Source organism: Bacillus sp. REN16, from assembly GCF_020731355.1.
In the GTDB taxonomy this organism is placed as follows: Bacteria; Bacillota; Bacilli; order Bacillales; family Bacillaceae_L; genus Ferdinandcohnia.
This window is the reverse complement of sequence record NZ_JAJFZK010000001.1, coordinates 335,935-351,287: the sequence shown is the minus strand read 5'-3', so window position 1 is coordinate 351,287 and position 15,353 is coordinate 335,935. Positions and strand designations below refer to the sequence as shown.

General features: G+C 37.1%; 17 protein-coding genes. 6 read left to right on the top strand and 11 right to left on the bottom strand.

The annotated features are described in order from the left end of the window. Positions 1–2 precede the first annotated feature (2 nt). Positions 3–1,382 (bottom strand): magnesium transporter, encoded by a 1,380-nt coding sequence (gene mgtE, locus LKW28_RS01660; protein WP_229138598.1) that lies wholly within the window; start codon positions 1,380–1,382, stop codon positions 3–5. 254 nt (positions 1,383–1,636) lie between these two features. Here mgtE and LKW28_RS01655 point away from each other — a divergent pair, with 254 nt between their 5' ends. Both LKW28_RS01655 and prpE read left to right on the top strand, forming a co-directional pair. Then, positions 1,637–2,818 (top strand): FtsW/RodA/SpoVE family cell cycle protein, encoded by a 1,182-nt coding sequence (locus tag LKW28_RS01655; protein WP_229138597.1) that lies wholly within the window; start codon positions 1,637–1,639, stop codon positions 2,816–2,818. A 74-nt stretch (positions 2,819–2,892) separates the two neighbouring features. Further along, positions 2,893–3,621, top strand: a complete 729-nt coding sequence (prpE, locus tag LKW28_RS01650; RefSeq protein ID WP_229138596.1) for a bis(5'-nucleosyl)-tetraphosphatase PrpE — start codon at positions 2,893–2,895, stop codon at positions 3,619–3,621. A 215-nt stretch (positions 3,622–3,836) separates the two neighbouring features. On the opposite strand, the gene LKW28_RS01645 is transcribed toward prpE, so the two are convergent. From LKW28_RS01645 to LKW28_RS01630, 4 genes are read right to left on the bottom strand one after another with little or no spacing between them, the layout of a single operon-like run. Beyond that, entirely contained in the window at positions 3,837–4,742 is a 906-nt protein-coding gene (locus LKW28_RS01645) for an RluA family pseudouridine synthase (protein ID WP_229138595.1), read from the bottom strand. Positions 4,743–4,753: 11 nt separating this feature from the next. Then, positions 4,754–5,548, bottom strand: coding sequence for an NAD kinase (locus LKW28_RS01640; protein WP_229138594.1), 795 nt, complete (start codon positions 5,546–5,548; stop codon positions 4,754–4,756). A 17-nt stretch (positions 5,549–5,565) separates the two neighbouring features. Continuing rightward, positions 5,566–6,207, bottom strand: a complete 642-nt coding sequence (locus LKW28_RS01635; protein WP_267497825.1) for a GTP pyrophosphokinase — start codon at positions 6,205–6,207, stop codon at positions 5,566–5,568. Between the two features lie 24 nt (positions 6,208–6,231). Further along, positions 6,232–6,606 carry a hypothetical protein gene (locus LKW28_RS01630; RefSeq protein WP_229138593.1) on the bottom strand — a complete coding sequence of 125 codons (375 nt, stop codon included), beginning with the start codon at positions 6,604–6,606 and terminating at the stop codon, positions 6,232–6,234. A gap of 145 nt (positions 6,607–6,751) precedes the next feature. Between LKW28_RS01630 and LKW28_RS01625 the strand changes: the two genes are divergently transcribed. The 3 genes from LKW28_RS01625 (at position 6,752) to LKW28_RS01615 (ending at position 9,053) form a co-directional block, all read left to right on the top strand. Next, positions 6,752–7,351 (top strand): CYTH domain-containing protein, encoded by a 600-nt coding sequence (locus LKW28_RS01625; protein WP_229138592.1) that lies wholly within the window; start codon positions 6,752–6,754, stop codon positions 7,349–7,351. Then, complete coding sequence (locus LKW28_RS01620) at positions 7,348–7,962, top strand: lytic transglycosylase domain-containing protein (protein ID WP_324254994.1); 615 nt, start codon at positions 7,348–7,350, stop codon at positions 7,960–7,962. Before LKW28_RS01625 ends, LKW28_RS01620 begins: the two co-directional genes overlap by 4 nt. Positions 7,963–8,213: 251 nt before the next feature. Continuing rightward, on the top strand, positions 8,214–9,053 hold the full coding sequence (locus LKW28_RS01615) for a ClpXP adapter SpxH family protein (protein WP_229138651.1): 840 nt from the start codon (positions 8,214–8,216) through the stop codon (positions 9,051–9,053). Positions 9,054–9,313: 260 nt separating this feature from the next. Here LKW28_RS01615 and LKW28_RS22880 read toward each other — a convergent pair whose 3' ends face one another. Beyond that, on the bottom strand, positions 9,314–9,442 hold the full coding sequence (locus LKW28_RS22880; RefSeq protein ID WP_267497824.1) for a hypothetical protein: 129 nt from the start codon (positions 9,440–9,442) through the stop codon (positions 9,314–9,316). Between LKW28_RS22880 and LKW28_RS23205 the strand changes: the two genes are divergently transcribed. After that, positions 9,381–9,527 carry a hypothetical protein gene (locus LKW28_RS23205; protein ID WP_420708788.1) on the top strand — a complete coding sequence of 49 codons (147 nt, stop codon included), beginning with the start codon at positions 9,381–9,383 and terminating at the stop codon, positions 9,525–9,527. The two genes, LKW28_RS22880 and LKW28_RS23205, sit on opposite strands and share 62 nt — an antisense overlap. A gap of 40 nt (positions 9,528–9,567) precedes the next feature. On the opposite strand, the gene pepF is transcribed toward LKW28_RS23205, so the two are convergent. From pepF to LKW28_RS01590, 5 genes are all read right to left on the bottom strand, one after another. Continuing rightward, positions 9,568–11,391, bottom strand: coding sequence for an oligoendopeptidase F (pepF, locus tag LKW28_RS01610; protein WP_229138591.1), 1,824 nt, complete (start codon positions 11,389–11,391; stop codon positions 9,568–9,570). 96 nt (positions 11,392–11,487) lie between these two features. After that, entirely contained in the window at positions 11,488–12,714 is a 1,227-nt protein-coding gene (locus tag LKW28_RS01605) for a competence protein CoiA (RefSeq protein WP_229138590.1), read from the bottom strand. 253 nt (positions 12,715–12,967) lie between these two features. After that, on the bottom strand, positions 12,968–13,636 hold the full coding sequence (gene mecA, locus LKW28_RS01600) for an adaptor protein MecA (RefSeq protein WP_229138589.1): 669 nt from the start codon (positions 13,634–13,636) through the stop codon (positions 12,968–12,970). A gap of 356 nt (positions 13,637–13,992) precedes the next feature. Next, complete coding sequence (gene spxA, locus LKW28_RS01595; protein ID WP_099354197.1) at positions 13,993–14,388, bottom strand: transcriptional regulator SpxA; 396 nt, start codon at positions 14,386–14,388, stop codon at positions 13,993–13,995. A 240-nt stretch (positions 14,389–14,628) separates the two neighbouring features. Next, on the bottom strand, positions 14,629–15,204 hold the full coding sequence (locus LKW28_RS01590; protein ID WP_229138588.1) for a GNAT family N-acetyltransferase: 576 nt from the start codon (positions 15,202–15,204) through the stop codon (positions 14,629–14,631). Positions 15,205–15,353: the final 149 nt, after the last annotated feature.

Below are 15,353 nucleotides of genomic sequence, written 5' to 3'. Positions count from 1 at the left end.
TATCAAACCAAATAACCCATAAAAAAGGTTGCTAATCCAAAATAAATTAAAATACTTATAATGTCATTAATTGTGGTGATAAAAGGTCCCGATGCCACCGCAGGGTCTACCTTTAATCGATGCATAAGCAACGGTACAAGTGCACCAGCAAGAGTTGCCACAATCAATGTGATTAAAATTGAAAACCCAACTAATAATCCTAGAAAGAAATCACCTTTCCAAAAATAAACTACGAACATTATTACCGTTCCACATACGGCCCCAGTTATTACACCAGTCCCGGCCTCTCTAAGGATTAATAGCCATTTATTTTCTTCCTCATCCTCACCAATCGCAATTCGACGAACAGCAACAGCCAATGCTTGTGTTCCAGTATTCCCAGCCATACCCGCAATTAACGGAATAAAAACGGCTAAAATTGCAACCTGATCTAAAGTCGCTTCAAATCGCCCAATTAAGCTTGCGGTCAGCATTCCAAGGAAAGACAAAATAATAAGCCACGGCAATCTTTTTTTAGCCGATGTAAAAATATTATTATCAGTAGAATCCACATCTGAAATCCCCGCAAGCTTGGAATAATCATCAGATGCCTCTTCATCCATAACATCAATAATGTCATCTACGGTTATGATCCCTAATAAGTGATTTTGAAAATCGATAACCGGAACTGCTAAGAAATTATAATCCTTCATCCTCCGGGCGACCTCTTCTTGATCTTCGCTAACAGACACAGATACAACACGGTCATTCATAATTTCATGGATCATTGTATCGTCATCACTTATGAGCAAATCACGAATTGAAATGACACCAACAAGTCGTTTCTCTTCATTTATTACATACACGTAATAAATTGTTTCAGCACGTGGAGCTTCCTTTTTTAAGATGTACATAGCTGATTTCACAGTTTGATTGGCGTGTATTGCAATAAATTCGGTAGTCATAATACTACCGGCTGTATATTCCTCATAATGAAGAAGCTGTTTAATTTCACCTGCTGCTTCATCATCCATAATGGTCAAATAACTTGCGACCTGCTCTTTACCTAATTCATTCAATACGTCAACAGCATCGTCTGCATACATCTGTGAAAGCATATCCGCGACAAAGGTTGGGTCCATCTCAGATAAAAGCTCTTCATATTCATTCTCATCGATCTCAAGGTTTTCAAAAACCTCTGCCATTTCAGCCGGAGACAAAAAACGATATACGTGCATTCTAGCGTCTTTTGGCAATTTTGCATAGAATTTTGATCTTTCATATGGATGTATATCTAAAAATATAGTCCGGAACTGGTCAATATTCTCATTTTCCAGAGCTGTCAGTAATTGTTCAGTTTCTAACTGCTGCTGCTCTTTTTCATTTATCTCTTGTTGCAACATATTCTTTCTCCCCCCTTCTAAATAATCGAAAATAAAAATTTTAACATACAATTCATAAAATGTAACATACGACCATTTACTTTTAGTAGCAATTTGTATATTATTAATTTTTTAGTTTGCACGATGTAATGATTTGCAATCAACCAAAAATAAGCTAAGATAGAATTGGCTCTTTATAAATAATTTGATATTGAATAATACCCTGTTTTCTATGATATAAAACTCGTGCTTGATTAGAAAGGATTTTTTGATCCATGAATAAAGAAAATACTCCACAAAAAATAGATTATACATTGTTGTTTATTTTATTTCTTATGGCCATCGTTAGTGCCATCGCTATTCAAAGTGCACAGCCCTTTTTACCAGATAAGCTTAAAAACATCAATTTCGCAGCCCAACAACTTCAGTGGTATGTGATTGGAATTGTTGCGATCATCGGAACAATGGTTATCGATTTTGACCGTTTTAAAATGATTTCCTGGTATTTATATGGCTTCGGGTTATTTTTATTATCGGGTCTTTTTATCGAGAAATATTTTTTTCCTGTACCCTTTGCCGAGAATATAAAAGGGGCAACCGCTTGGTACCGTTTTCCAGGTTTAGGAAGTTTCCAACCATCAGAATTAATGAAGATAATTTTCATCATTGTGTTAAGTAAAATTATTGCAGATCACCGAGAAAAGTATCCAATAAATAATGTAAAAGATGATCTTCTACTTATCGGAAAAATTATGCTTGCGGCTGCTCCGCCGATTGGATTTTTAGTGTTACAGCCAGATATGGGAATGACCATGGTCTTTATGTCAATCATCGCAACAATGATTCTTGTTGCAGGTATTAAATGGAGAATTATTTTTTCCGTTGTTTTTACAGCGATTTTTATAGTCTCCTTAGGTGTATTTCTATACTTTTATTTTCCTGATTTTTTCTTTAAATATGTTATTACAGATCAGTACCAAATGAACAGATTCTATGGCTGGTTAGCTCCTTACGAAACTGCAGGTAATGAGGGGCACCAATTAGTTCGCTCCTTGCTAGCAATTGGGTCTGGACAATTGCAAGGTAAAGGGTTCCAGGAATCTGAGGTTACGATTCCTGAGGGTCATACCGATTTTATCTTTGCCGTAGTTGCCGAGCAATTTGGTTTCATTGGTACAAGTATTATTATTTCCTTATTTTTCTTATTAATCTATCGAATGATTCATATTGCCCTAGAAAGTCACGACCCCTACGGCAGTTACTTATGTGCCGGTGTTATCGGAATGATTACCTTTCAGGTATTCCAAAATGTTGGAATGACAGTTGGTATCTTACCGATTACAGGGCTTCCATTGCCGTTCATTAGCTATGGAGGAAGTTCCCTTGCCACCTATATGCTCGCTATCGGGATTGTCCTGAATGTTCGTTCAAGAACGAAGAAATTCATGTTCGATTAAATAAGAAATAAAATCACGTTGTTTTCCCTATAATAGGGGAGTGACGTGATTTTTTTGTGTAGAGGTGCTTTATTATGAAAATAGATGTAATCGGTGACATTCATGGGTGCTATCAGGAGTTTATAGAATTAACAACGAACTTAGGTTATTCCTGGAAGAGCGGGATTCCCATACATCATGACCGTATCTTAGCATTTGTTGGGGACTTAACAGATCGCGGTCCAGAGTCATTGAAGGTAATTGAAACTGTGTTTAAGTTGGTTGTTCAGGAGAAACAGGCCTATTATGTTCCTGGTAATCACTGTAATAAGCTTTATCGATTTTTTCAAGGGAACAAGGTCCAAACGACACATGGCTTGGAAACAACTGTGGCCGAATTTGAGTCCATTGATAAAAAGAAACAAGAATCAATTCGTAATCAGTTCATTAAATTGTATGAGGCTGCTCCGCTATATGAGAGATTGGATGATGGGAAACTTGTCATTGCCCATGCAGGAATTCGTGAGGATTATATTGGCCGGAATGATAAAAAGGTGAAAACCTTTGTGTTGTATGGGGATATTACGGGCAAGAATAATCCAGATGGTACGCCAGAACGACGAGATTGGGCTAAGTATTATAAGGGCTCTCCGTGGATTGTCTATGGCCACACGCCAGTGAAGGAGCCAAGATGGGTAAATTATACGCTAAATATCGATACCGGTTGTGTGTTCGGCGGTAAATTGACGGCTCTAAGGTATCCAGAGATGGAGACAGTATCAGTGCCTTCGTCAATGCCAATTGTGGAAGAGAAGTTTCGGTAGTTTGGGTAGTGGTTTTGCTTTTTAATCGATGACATTTGCGCTATACTCCGGCTAATTGCGTTATATTTTCGATAATTGCGCTTTATTCCGGTTAATTGCGCTATAATCTCGATAATTGCGCTTTATTTCGGTTAATTGCGTTATCCGAATAATTGAACAATATTTCTCACTACCTGCAATAAATAAAAAAACATTCCGTCAACACAAAAGCGACCTCAAAAGGTCGCTTTTTCCAACAGCTCTTTCATATCATCCGGCAGCTCCGCATAGAAAACTACCTCTTTTTTATCCATTGGGTGCAAAAATTTAAGCTCACAGCAATGGAGTGCTTGTCTTTTTATCTCTCCAACCATGCCCCCATACAAATCATCCCCGACAATTGGATGACCGATATAAGAAAGATGGACTCGAATTTGGTGGGTTCTCCCAGTCTCTAGCTGAAGCTGCACATGTGTACAATCACTATGTTTCTGAATAACACGAAAATGGGTCACCGCCCTTTGACCGCCTTCTCGAACTTGGCGCTCGATAATACTATCGTCCTTCCTCCCAATTGGGGCATCAATGGTCCCAGAATCCTCCCCTAGCACACCATGCACGATGGCCTCGTACGTCCTCTTCAAACTTCCAGCTTTTTGCTGCTCGGATAACAGATGATGGATGTGACGATGCTTTGCTACTAGTAATAATCCAGAGGTATCCCGATCAAGTCGATTAACTAAATGAACCGTTGCATTAAGACCAGTAGATTGATAATAATGCAAAAGTGCATTCGCGAGACTACCAGTCCGGCTTTCGCGCGATGGGATTGATTGTTGGTTTGCAGGCTTGTTCACAACCAACATAAATGGATCCTCATATACAATCTGTATAGGCAGATTTTCGGGCTTTAGCTCTAAACTCGGTTTCTCATGCGGGAATACCACTTTTAAAACTTCATCTTCGTTTAAGCGGTGGCGAACCGTAACAGGGTCTTTATTTACAAAAATCCCGCCACCTGCGAATTTTATATCAGTAAGAGCCGTTTTTGAGATGTTCTGCTCTTTTATAAACTCTCTAACTAATTTTCCTGTATCTTGTGATGATATTTTCCATTCTAATGTAAAAGCCGCCACTAGCATCTACCCCTTCATCAGTCCGAAATAAACGAATCTCGTACCCTTTTCCAAAACGGAAAGGGGCGGAATCGGGCGAATCGCACTTTTTCAGGTGCCACACGACATTGAATGGATTTCACGTCCTTGTGTAAAAGCGTTAAATGGTCAATCGTAATGTGAAAGTCAACATCATTCACTGGCTTCATTAAAATTGTATGATGGTTTGGTAAAATTAAAGGTGAACCGACTGTTCGAAATACCCGATTATTAATCGAAGCCATTTCCGCTACCTGAATTGCTTCAATCGATGGATGTAAAATGGCACCACCAAGAGCTTTGTTGTATGCAGTGCTTCCTGAGGGAGTTGAAATACATAACCCATCTCCACGGAATGTTTCAAAAAGCTGCCCCTTAATTTCAAGGTCCATCACAAGTGAGCCCTCTACACTTTTTACCGTACATTCATTTAAAGCAAGATATCTTGATTCTCGCCCACCATTGATATAACGAATATATACCTCGAGCAATGGGTATTCAACCACCTGATATGGCGTTTTAGCAATAGCGATTACAAGTTTCTCTATTTCTTCCGGAACCCAGTCTGCATAAAACCCGAGATGCCCGGTGTGAATACCTACAAATGCTGTTTTATCTAATCGGCTGCGGTACCGATGAAAGGCATATAGCAGTGTACCATCTCCTCCGACAGTAACGACAATGTCCGGTTGATCTTCGTCATATGTGAGCCCGAAGTCCATTAAGTATGTTCTTATTTTTTGCATTAATGTATTCGAGTTCGAGTCACCTCTCGAAGTCACAGCAAATTTCATATTGTACACCCTATCTATTAAGTTTTATCCGATTCCTTACTTTCCGTTTTTCGTGAAAAAATAGCTTGTGCTTCTTGGATTTCGCCTCGTATTATGGACATTTCCTCATCAAGAAGAAAGGCAGCCTCGGCAGCACGTTGGAGGCGATTCTCGATTTCTTCAGGAAAACTACCCTTATATTTGTAGTTTAAAGAATGTTCAATCGTTGCCCAAAAATTCATTGCAAGCGTACGAACCTGAACTTCTACTAAAATTTTCTTCTCACCATTAATGGTTTGGACTGGATACTTGATCACGATATGATAAGAACGATATCCGCTCTCTTTTTTTTGAGTAATATAGTTTCGTTCTTCAATGATTTCTAAATCATTTCGCATCCTTAATAATTCGACAACCCGCTTAATATCATCTACAAATTGACACATCATCCGCAAGCCGGCAATGTCTTGCATTTCTTCCTCAATTTTATCAAGCGGAATGTTTTTCTTCTTTGCTTTATCCAAAATACTTGGGATTGGCTTAACTCTCCCTGTAACAAATTCGATTGGGGAATGGGTACCCTGCATTTCGAATTGTGCTCTCATTCCTTTAAACTTTATTTTTAGCTCATCAACCGCTTGCTTATATGGAGCCAAAAAAAGATCCCAGTCCTTACTCATAATAGACCCCCATTGTTCTTTGACTTAGGATAAAAATGTATTCTCAACTAATGCAACCATTTCATCGCCGTAGTTCGTGTTACCTTCAATGTTTTGTAAAAGGTATTCCAATTCAGGAATGATATCAGTTAGTTCTAATTCATTGTCTTTAAGCAGTAAAATAACTTGTTGTTTTTCTGAAATAACATTTTTCAGTGATGGCCAGATATCTGATGTCAAACTCACATATATAAACTCCTGATCATTTTCAAGCTTGTAAATAAATGCCAATGAGTCAGAATCAACCAACATTTGACCACTAGCCTGCAATCCAGCCGTGTCAAAATCTGTATGATCCGCTTTCAGCTCTAATCTGTTGTTAGAATTATTAATATGACTAATTTCAATCCGTTTCTGCATTAGTAATCTCCTTTTTCTCTTTTCCAAATCCACACCTATTTTATCATATCTACAACGATTCTTTAAAGAAACTGCTAACCAATTCCTAAAAAAGACACATCACATGATATAATATAACAAACTGAAATAAAGGACGTTGAAATTGATGTCACAAGAACTTGAAATTGAATTTAAAAATATTCTAGAGGAAGATGAATATCATCAATTACTTTCTGCTTTCTCAATCAACGATGACAAAAAAATCATCCAAGAGAATTTTTATTTTGATACAGCCGCGTTTTCTTTAAAAAACCAGGGTGCTGCCCTCCGTATTCGCAAGAAGAAAGGCACCTACACACTCACATTAAAACAGCCCGCAGAACGTGGTTTATTAGAAACACACCAAGTTTTAACTGTGGAAGAAGCCAAGCAAATGCTTGAGGGTGGCCCTGTCATTGATGGTGAAGTTTCTTTCATATTAAAAACCCTTTCTATCAATCCAATCGATGTTACCTTCTTTGGGTCTCTTAAAACAAAACGAGCTGAAGTCGGATATAAAAATGGATTACTTGTACTGGATAAGAGTTACTATTTAAACCACGAAGACTTCGAGGTAGAATATGAAGTAATGGATGAAGTAATCGGAAAAGTGATATTTAAAGAACTTCTCGATCACTATAAAATACCCGTTCGTAAAACAGACAATAAAATTCGCAGGTTTTATGACCGAAAAAAACAACTTCTACTAGGAGAGGAACACAGTTGAAAATAGATTTTAAAGTATTAATGGAGCTGCAGGCATTACGAAAAGTTACAACCAATGATTCACCGATGACCAGTGATGATGGCTCCGTATTTAAGGACATGCTGTTACAGCTGATGTCTAATCCATCTAGTATGCCAAGTGAAAGTATCCGTTCGAAGGTTAATCCTTCATCGTTATATACCAATAAGCATTATTTGCCTTTATCGATTTCGAATCATCAATCCTTGTCTGTGCCCTCAAGCTTTGATGACTTAATTCAAAATGCTGCACAAAAGTACAATGTCGATGCACGTTTAATTAGCTCAGTCATTAAGAATGAATCCAATTTTAATCCGAATGCGAAAAGTCATGCCGGAGCAACTGGCTTAATGCAGTTAATGCCTGCAACGGCACGAGGATTGGGCGTGACGAATATAACAGATCCAGCTCAAAATATTGAAGCTGGCACAAAATACCTGCGGAATATGCTAGACCGCTATGATGGAAATGTTTCACTTGCTTTAGCAGCTTATAATGCTGGACCAGGAAACGTTGACAAATATGGCGGCATTCCCCCCTTTAAAGAAACACAAAACTATGTTAGAAAAGTAACAGAAACCTATATTGGATAACTCATTCTCTCCTTGGCAAACTGGGAGAGTTTTTCATTTCAACCCTCACAATAATGAGATTCCATAAATTTCATTTCCTTAAAAGTGCGCTTTATTTGAGTTAAATCTCGTCCATTGATAAAATGTTAGTACAATAAGATCTTTAATAAAGGAAAAAGAGAATTTAGTAGGCGGCTAATACAAAATGCCCAAACTTATGAAATCACTCCTTACGAGTAGAAAGGGGTAAGGTCTTGAAACAAACCGAAAATATGGGATTCAATCATTCATCTAGTAATCGTCCGTTGGAAATCTATATGTTTATTGACCCATTATGTCCCGATTGTTGGGCATTGGAACCCATTTTAAAAAAGCTAACAATTGAATATGGAAAGTATTTTACGATTCGCCATATTTTAAGCGGCCGCCTTGCTTCCTTGAACATTCAAAAGAAGAAAAAGCCTGCTGACATGGCCCAAGTATGGGAACGCACTGCTAGTAGATCGGGAATGTCTTGCGATGGCAGCCTGTGGCTTGAAAATCCAATTTCCGCTCCACATTCAGTATCAATCGCGATTAAAGCTGCAGAGCTACAAGGAAAAAAAGCAGGAATCCGTTTTTTACGAAATCTTCAGGAAAATCTTTTTCTTGAAAAACGTGATATTTCAGATACAGATGTATTGCTTTCGTGTGCAGAAGAGGTTGGTCTTGATGTAAATGAATTTTTAAATGATCTTCATTCAGCAAGCGCTGCTAAAGCATTCCAGTGTGATTTAAAGATCACATCTGAAATGGAAGTAGATGAAATTCCAACACTTGTCTTTTTCAATGAGAATATTGAGGAGGAAGGGCTAAAAATTACAGGCTGCTATCCATATGAAATGTATGTTCAAATTATTTACGATATGCTTGGGGAAAAAATTGAGCCAACTACCCCTCCACCATTAGAGGATTTCTTAAAATACTTTAAATTTGTTGCCTCAAAAGAAATTTCGGTTTTGTACGATTTGCCTATACCGGAAGTCGATCGTGAAATGAAGAAGCTTTTATTAAAGCAAAAAGTGCAACAAGTTCCCGTTAAATACGGTACCTTTTGGAGATATCTAGACTAACAAAAACGACTTGGATCCTATTTGATCCAAGTCGTTTTTCTATTTCAATAAAGGGGATGGGAGAAATTTCACTTCAAACAAAGGGGTGTTGTTTGTGTGATTACTTCTTGATTAAATAATAGCAAAGGTTGATAACCATTTTCAACTATATGTACATTATTTCACAAAGTTGTCAAAATCCTATTCTTAAATCACATGCTTGGACATAGATATAAAGTATAGTGTAATAATGAATGCAAATCGATGGATACTGCCGCCTGTTATTTCGAGACATTTTGTATGGAGGTCGTAAGGATGAGGAGAATCGGGCTGATAATCGGGACTTTCATGATCATCATCACCTTTGGACTAAATATATTGGGATTAATGAAATTAATTCCTCTATACATCACAACCCCCCTTTTATTTCTTTCGTTACTTGTGACACTTGTTATTTATAATCACCGAAATCGATTCAGGGGTTTTCGTCCATAGAATTACTAAAAGGGGCATCCAACTTGGACTGCCCCCTTTTTTATTTTTTCTCTAATAACTTTTCCATTTCAGTTAATGTAGCTTCAAATACTTTGCACGCCTCTTTAATTGGTTCCGCAGAATTCATGTCTACACCTGCATTTTTTAGGACCTCAATTGGATAATTAGAGCTTCCTGCTTTTAGGAAATTGTTGATGTACCGATCAACAGCTGGCTTACCTTCATCTAAAATCTGCTTACTCAAAGCTGTTGCCGCACTAAATCCAGTTGCATATTGATATACATAGTAATTGTAATAGAAATGTGGAATTCGAGACCATTCCAAGCCAATTTCCTCATCCACAACAATATTGGTACCAAAATATTTTTTATTAAGATCATAATACATTTCAGTAAACAAATCAGGAGTTAGTGCTACACCTTCTTGAGCTTTCATATGAATCATATGTTCAAATTCTGCAAACATCGTTTGACGGAATACAGTTCCTCTAAAGCCTTCAAGCTGATGATTTAGGAGATAGAGTCTCTTTTGGTCATCATCAATTGTTTTTAATAAATAATCGCCTAAAAGTGCTTCATTACAAGTAGATGCTACTTCTGCAACAAAGATGGAATAGTTTCCATACGTGTACGGCTGGTTATTTCTTGTATAGTAACTATGAACGGAGTGACCGAATTCATGCGCTAATGTAAATAGATTGTTTACATTGTCCTGCCAGTTCATCAGGATATATGGATTTGTACCGTAGGTTCCTGATGAATAAGCTCCACTTCGTTTTCCTTTATTCTCATGAATATCCACCCAACGATTTTCAAAGCCTTCTTTTAACACATTTAAATAATCCTCGCCTAATGGAGCAAGCCCTTTAAGGATATAATCCTTTGCTTCTTCGTAAGGAACCTCCATTTTTACATTCTTCACAAGTGGTGTATAAAGATCATACATATGGAGCTCATCCACACCTAATGCTTTTTTGCGAAGATCGATATAACGATGTAAAAGTGGAAGATTATCATTGATTGTATTTACAAGATTATCATAAACGGTCTCTGGAATATTGTTGCTACTTAAGGCAGCTTCACGTGCTGACGAATAATTGCGAACACGAGCATTAAAATTATCCTTTTTAACTGTTCCACTCAACGTACTTCCAAAAGTGTTTTTAAAATCACCATATGTGTCATACACCGCTTTGAAGGCTTCTTCTCTAACTCGTCGGTCCGAGCTTTCGAGGAAGCGAATATAACGGCCATGCGTAATTTCAACCTCTTCCCCATTCTCATCTTTGATGGTTGGGAATGTTAAATCTGCGTTATTTAGCATGCCAAATGTGTTGCATGAAGAATCCATTACCTCATATGCTTGTGCAAGTAATGCTTCTTCCTTAGCAGATAAAACATGCGGACGTTCACGATTAATGTCGTGTAAAGCATGTTCGTAAACCTTCAAATCCTCTTTTTCTGCCAAGAACGATTGGATTTTATCCTCATCGACAGATAGAATTTCTGGTACGATAAAAGAAAGGGCACTGCCTACTTGTGTATATAAGTTTGTTGCCCGATCATGTAAACCTTGATAAAACGAATTTGATGTATCTTGGTCATTACGCATATGCGCATATGTATAAAGTTTTCCCATTCGTAAAGAAATTGCATCTTGATAAGCTAATGCCTCATAAAGCTTATCCGCAGATTCACCTAGTTTGCCTTGGAATGCTTCAATCCCGGGAATCAACTCCTTTACTTCATTAAATTCATTTTCCCACTCTGCGTCTGAAGCAAAAATGTCTTCTAATCTCCACGTATCTTGCTCAGCAATTTCATTCCGATTAGGGAGCTTTTTTACAGTTGATTGTTCAGCCATTTTATACAACCTCCTATTTCCTATTCTCTAAAAGTATTCGATACTCTATTGATTATCTCCTTTTTTATTAAAAAAGTTCAAGTTTTTTGAATTCAGTCAGTCCGTTCCACTATTATATTTTGCCAATCCTTCCTCTTCATGCTTCCCAACACTTGCCAACTGTTTTTCATCCATTTTACTAGCTTCCTCTAAATTAGTTGGTATTTCAAATTCCTTCGTTTTTTCATATTTGGTCTTTGATATTTTTCTAAGTATACCTGCTTTAACAAGTATTTGCAGGTATTCCTCAACGGCCAGTGAATACTGAGTATGAAACACTAACGGAAGCTGTCTTATCATAATATCTTTAGTCGCAATTCGCTTAGAAATGACCTCCATTACTTTTGAGAAAAAGAAAGTACCCCCACTCCGTAGCGGAAACAACAGATCGAGTAAAATCCACATTTGCCAGATCATAGGCGGTGTATGGAACCAGTAGGCAGATAGGACAGGCAATCCCGCTTCAGCAGGTAAATGGGCAGGTGGTATCCGATTATGATAAAGGTTTGTCAAAAATGAGGTCAAATGGCGGGTTGAATAGACGGAGTAGCTTCCTCTCCACTTCTGTTTTTTTCTTCCCCATAATTCACGTAAAGGAAATGTAGGGTTGTTCGGAGCCAAAAGTCTTGGAAAGGAAATCACTTTTTCTTTTACAAAATGAATGGAACAAAAGGCTTCCCCTGTTGTAAATGGCTGAAGATTAGAAAGTTTGATGAATGTGGTAGAATCAGGACAGTAATAAAGGATACTAGGATCAATCGGTTGATGATAGGAAGTGGCAAACAGCCATTGGAATGGTGAGAGACGAACCGAGTGGGTAGATATGCGTTTAAACCATTTAGCACCTAGAATCCAAATAGGTATGATACCTTCGTTCTTATAGGAGTCAGATCTTTTTTTAAATAAGGAGTAATCGATTTGGGAGCATTGATACTCAATTGCGAAGCGTTTGTTTTCTGTGGTTACTAAGAGGTCTGGTCGTTGCGAGATATCGGATAAAAATGGTTCGAGCTTGACATTATAGCCTTGGTCTTGGAACCATTGATAAAGCTGGCGCTTACCTTCGAGATGATACTCAGATTCAGGTTCTGTTTTTACCGTGCATTCTGCTCCTTGCAGATGTGCGAAATGTTGAGTTTTTTTCACTCCTGCCTTGAGTTGAACATTGCTTAGGCAAGCTGGACATCGAAATACTTCATGGGTGCGAAGTTTAAGCAAATCGGAACGCTCCCATTTTTCTACGAGCGATATGTATTCTCCATTTTCACGTATTGCTACAAACACTCACATCTCTCCTTCAATAAATTTGTTTACCCCTTTAAAATAGCATAGATAATGGGTTTGTACAATTTAAAAATTATGAACATTTATAATGGAAAAGTGCAAGGCGCCCGCCCATCGGTGACAAGCATAAGACGAGCGCTGACAGAAGGCGCTTTTTGCCTTCAGAAGCGATTAGCTTATGACCTCGAGCCGATGGCGCCTGGAACTAGACATTAAAAAAAAGCCGATTCCACAAAATGAAATCGACTTTTGGTTATAGTGAAAAATATTTAACCATTTCTTCTAATGCATTCTCATTCATAATCTTCTTACCGTATTCTTCAATTCTATGAATTGACATTGCTGATTCTTGCCCATACTCTAGAACAATGCTGAGCATATCTTCAAGTTCATCCTCAGTGTAAATTTCCTCGTTAAATTCAATAAATAAGTAGTACTTATTCTCAAAGGAGTACAAGGAGTTGCTTAATCCATCAAGCTGAATTCGATGTGCAAGTGAAATCACATCCTCAAAATCTTGAAATCGGATTAGAAATTGGAAGTTTTCTTCCTCAAATTCTTCAACAAAATCTTTGTCCTCATATTTTGAATGAAATTGTTGATCGAGTAAAGATTCAATCTTTTCATCCACTGGAAGTTTATCTTCACCAACGGGAAGCTCATATTTATTCCCGTCTTTTGAAAGCTGTGCTCGTGTTACAAGAACCTCTAACCCTTTTTCTAAGGCCTGGACTTGGATCCATAGTGGACCATCAATAGTGAATTCTTCTTCCTGATGAATTTCATCCATCATTTCCCAGAAGAGCTCTTCACTTCGCTCACGGTTATACCAAATTTCTTCACGTTCAAACCCGCGTTGTTCTATGTCATTATATGAAATATAAAATTTTACTGTATGTTCGTTGATACGTTCGATTTCCATTACAGAACCTCTCCCTTCTTGCTCAGATTTTGAAGGGACGTTATACCCCCGAGCCAGATGCTCTTTTATTCACTTTTCCCATAAATGTTGTAGAATAACCTAACACAAAGAAAAATGTCTATATCTTGTACTTTATTTTATGTTAAAAGTTTTGAGAATGGAAATAAAAAAGCTTAATTTTATAAAAACAGTTATAATGCCCGGTTTTCATTCGAATGAATTACGAATGAGGTTAAGTTTATTCGGGATGATTCTGTTTTATGTATCATTATAATACGAAACGGGATAGAAGACGAGTAAAATGTCCTAACAACTAAAAAAACTTCTACGTTTTTCACAGTAGAAGTTTCTTGATGTTAGTTAACTAAGCGTTGAGCTTCTTTTAGTTGGAAGGTACGAACTTTTCTAGGTAGAAATCTACGTATTTCGTCCTCATTATATCCTACCTGTAATCTCTTTTCATCGATAATAATTGGTCGACGAAGAAGACCAGGATTTTCTTGGATTAATTTGTATAAATCTTGAAGAGGCATTGTCTCAAGATTTACATTTAATTTTTGGAATACCTTAGAACGAGTTGAAATGATTTCATCTGTTCCATCTTCCGTCATACGTAAAATTTCTTTGATCTCTTCGATTGAAAGAGAATCAGAAATAATGTTTCTTTCTTGATATGGAATTTGATTCTCCTCTAACCATGACTTCGCTTTACGGCAAGAAGTACAGCTTGGAGAAGTATAAAGAGTAACCATTAACCTTATCACTCCCTTAAAAGTAGATTATTACTTAACAATCTGCACAATTGGTCATGGATGAAAATAAATCTAAATTAAAATGACTTTAATTAAGTAATTTCTTTAATTATTATACCTCAAATTTTCAAAGAAAGATAGACAATTTTAAAGAAAACTTTTGTATCATCAAGTCCTTGATACATCTATGATTCTAAATAGAATAGTAATGGAAATTCCCAGTTCCTATTGCTTCTCAGATTATACATTTTTTAAGATGTCACGATTATCATTATTATCGTTAAATGATAATACTTCATCAACATCTTGATAGGAGTTTCCATAAAACTCCTTATCCTTATAGATGTGAATCTCTTCATATGTTTTTCTCATCGCCTCATAAATCAGTTCTTCAGATTGATTTGATGGAGACCAATATAAAATTTCCATTTGGTTAGGTTCATTTGTTGCCAAAGATTTACGTTCATATCCAATTGAGGTCGCATGCTCAAATCCTTCCCGTTTATAGAACCGTAACCTTTTTTCAGTGTCTGAGTCTTCATAGTTAACAGGTTCAACCTCAAGGATAATCGGTTTGCCCCTTTTCTTCAGTTTATCGATAAGTTTATGACCTAAGCCTTGTCCACGGGATTCCGTTGAAACAAAAAGGTAGTCAATAAAGATAAAGCGGCCCAACTCTGCATACATGAGAACATGATAGGGTCCCTCATCTTTATAATAGATATCCCCTTTTTCCTTCAAAAGTGTTTCCATATGTTGCTTTGATTTCATTTCTTCAATTGGAAAATACTGATTTAATTTTTCATACCAATTCATTCATCTGCTCCTTGTATTTTTAATAGGACATCCATAGTGTATGCAAATTCGCTTAAGTTTGTTCTAATTTTATATATTCCCTCTTTTATTAAGACTAAACTTGGAATAGAATAGTATTAACGAATACGTTTTCATTAAGGGGGATATTC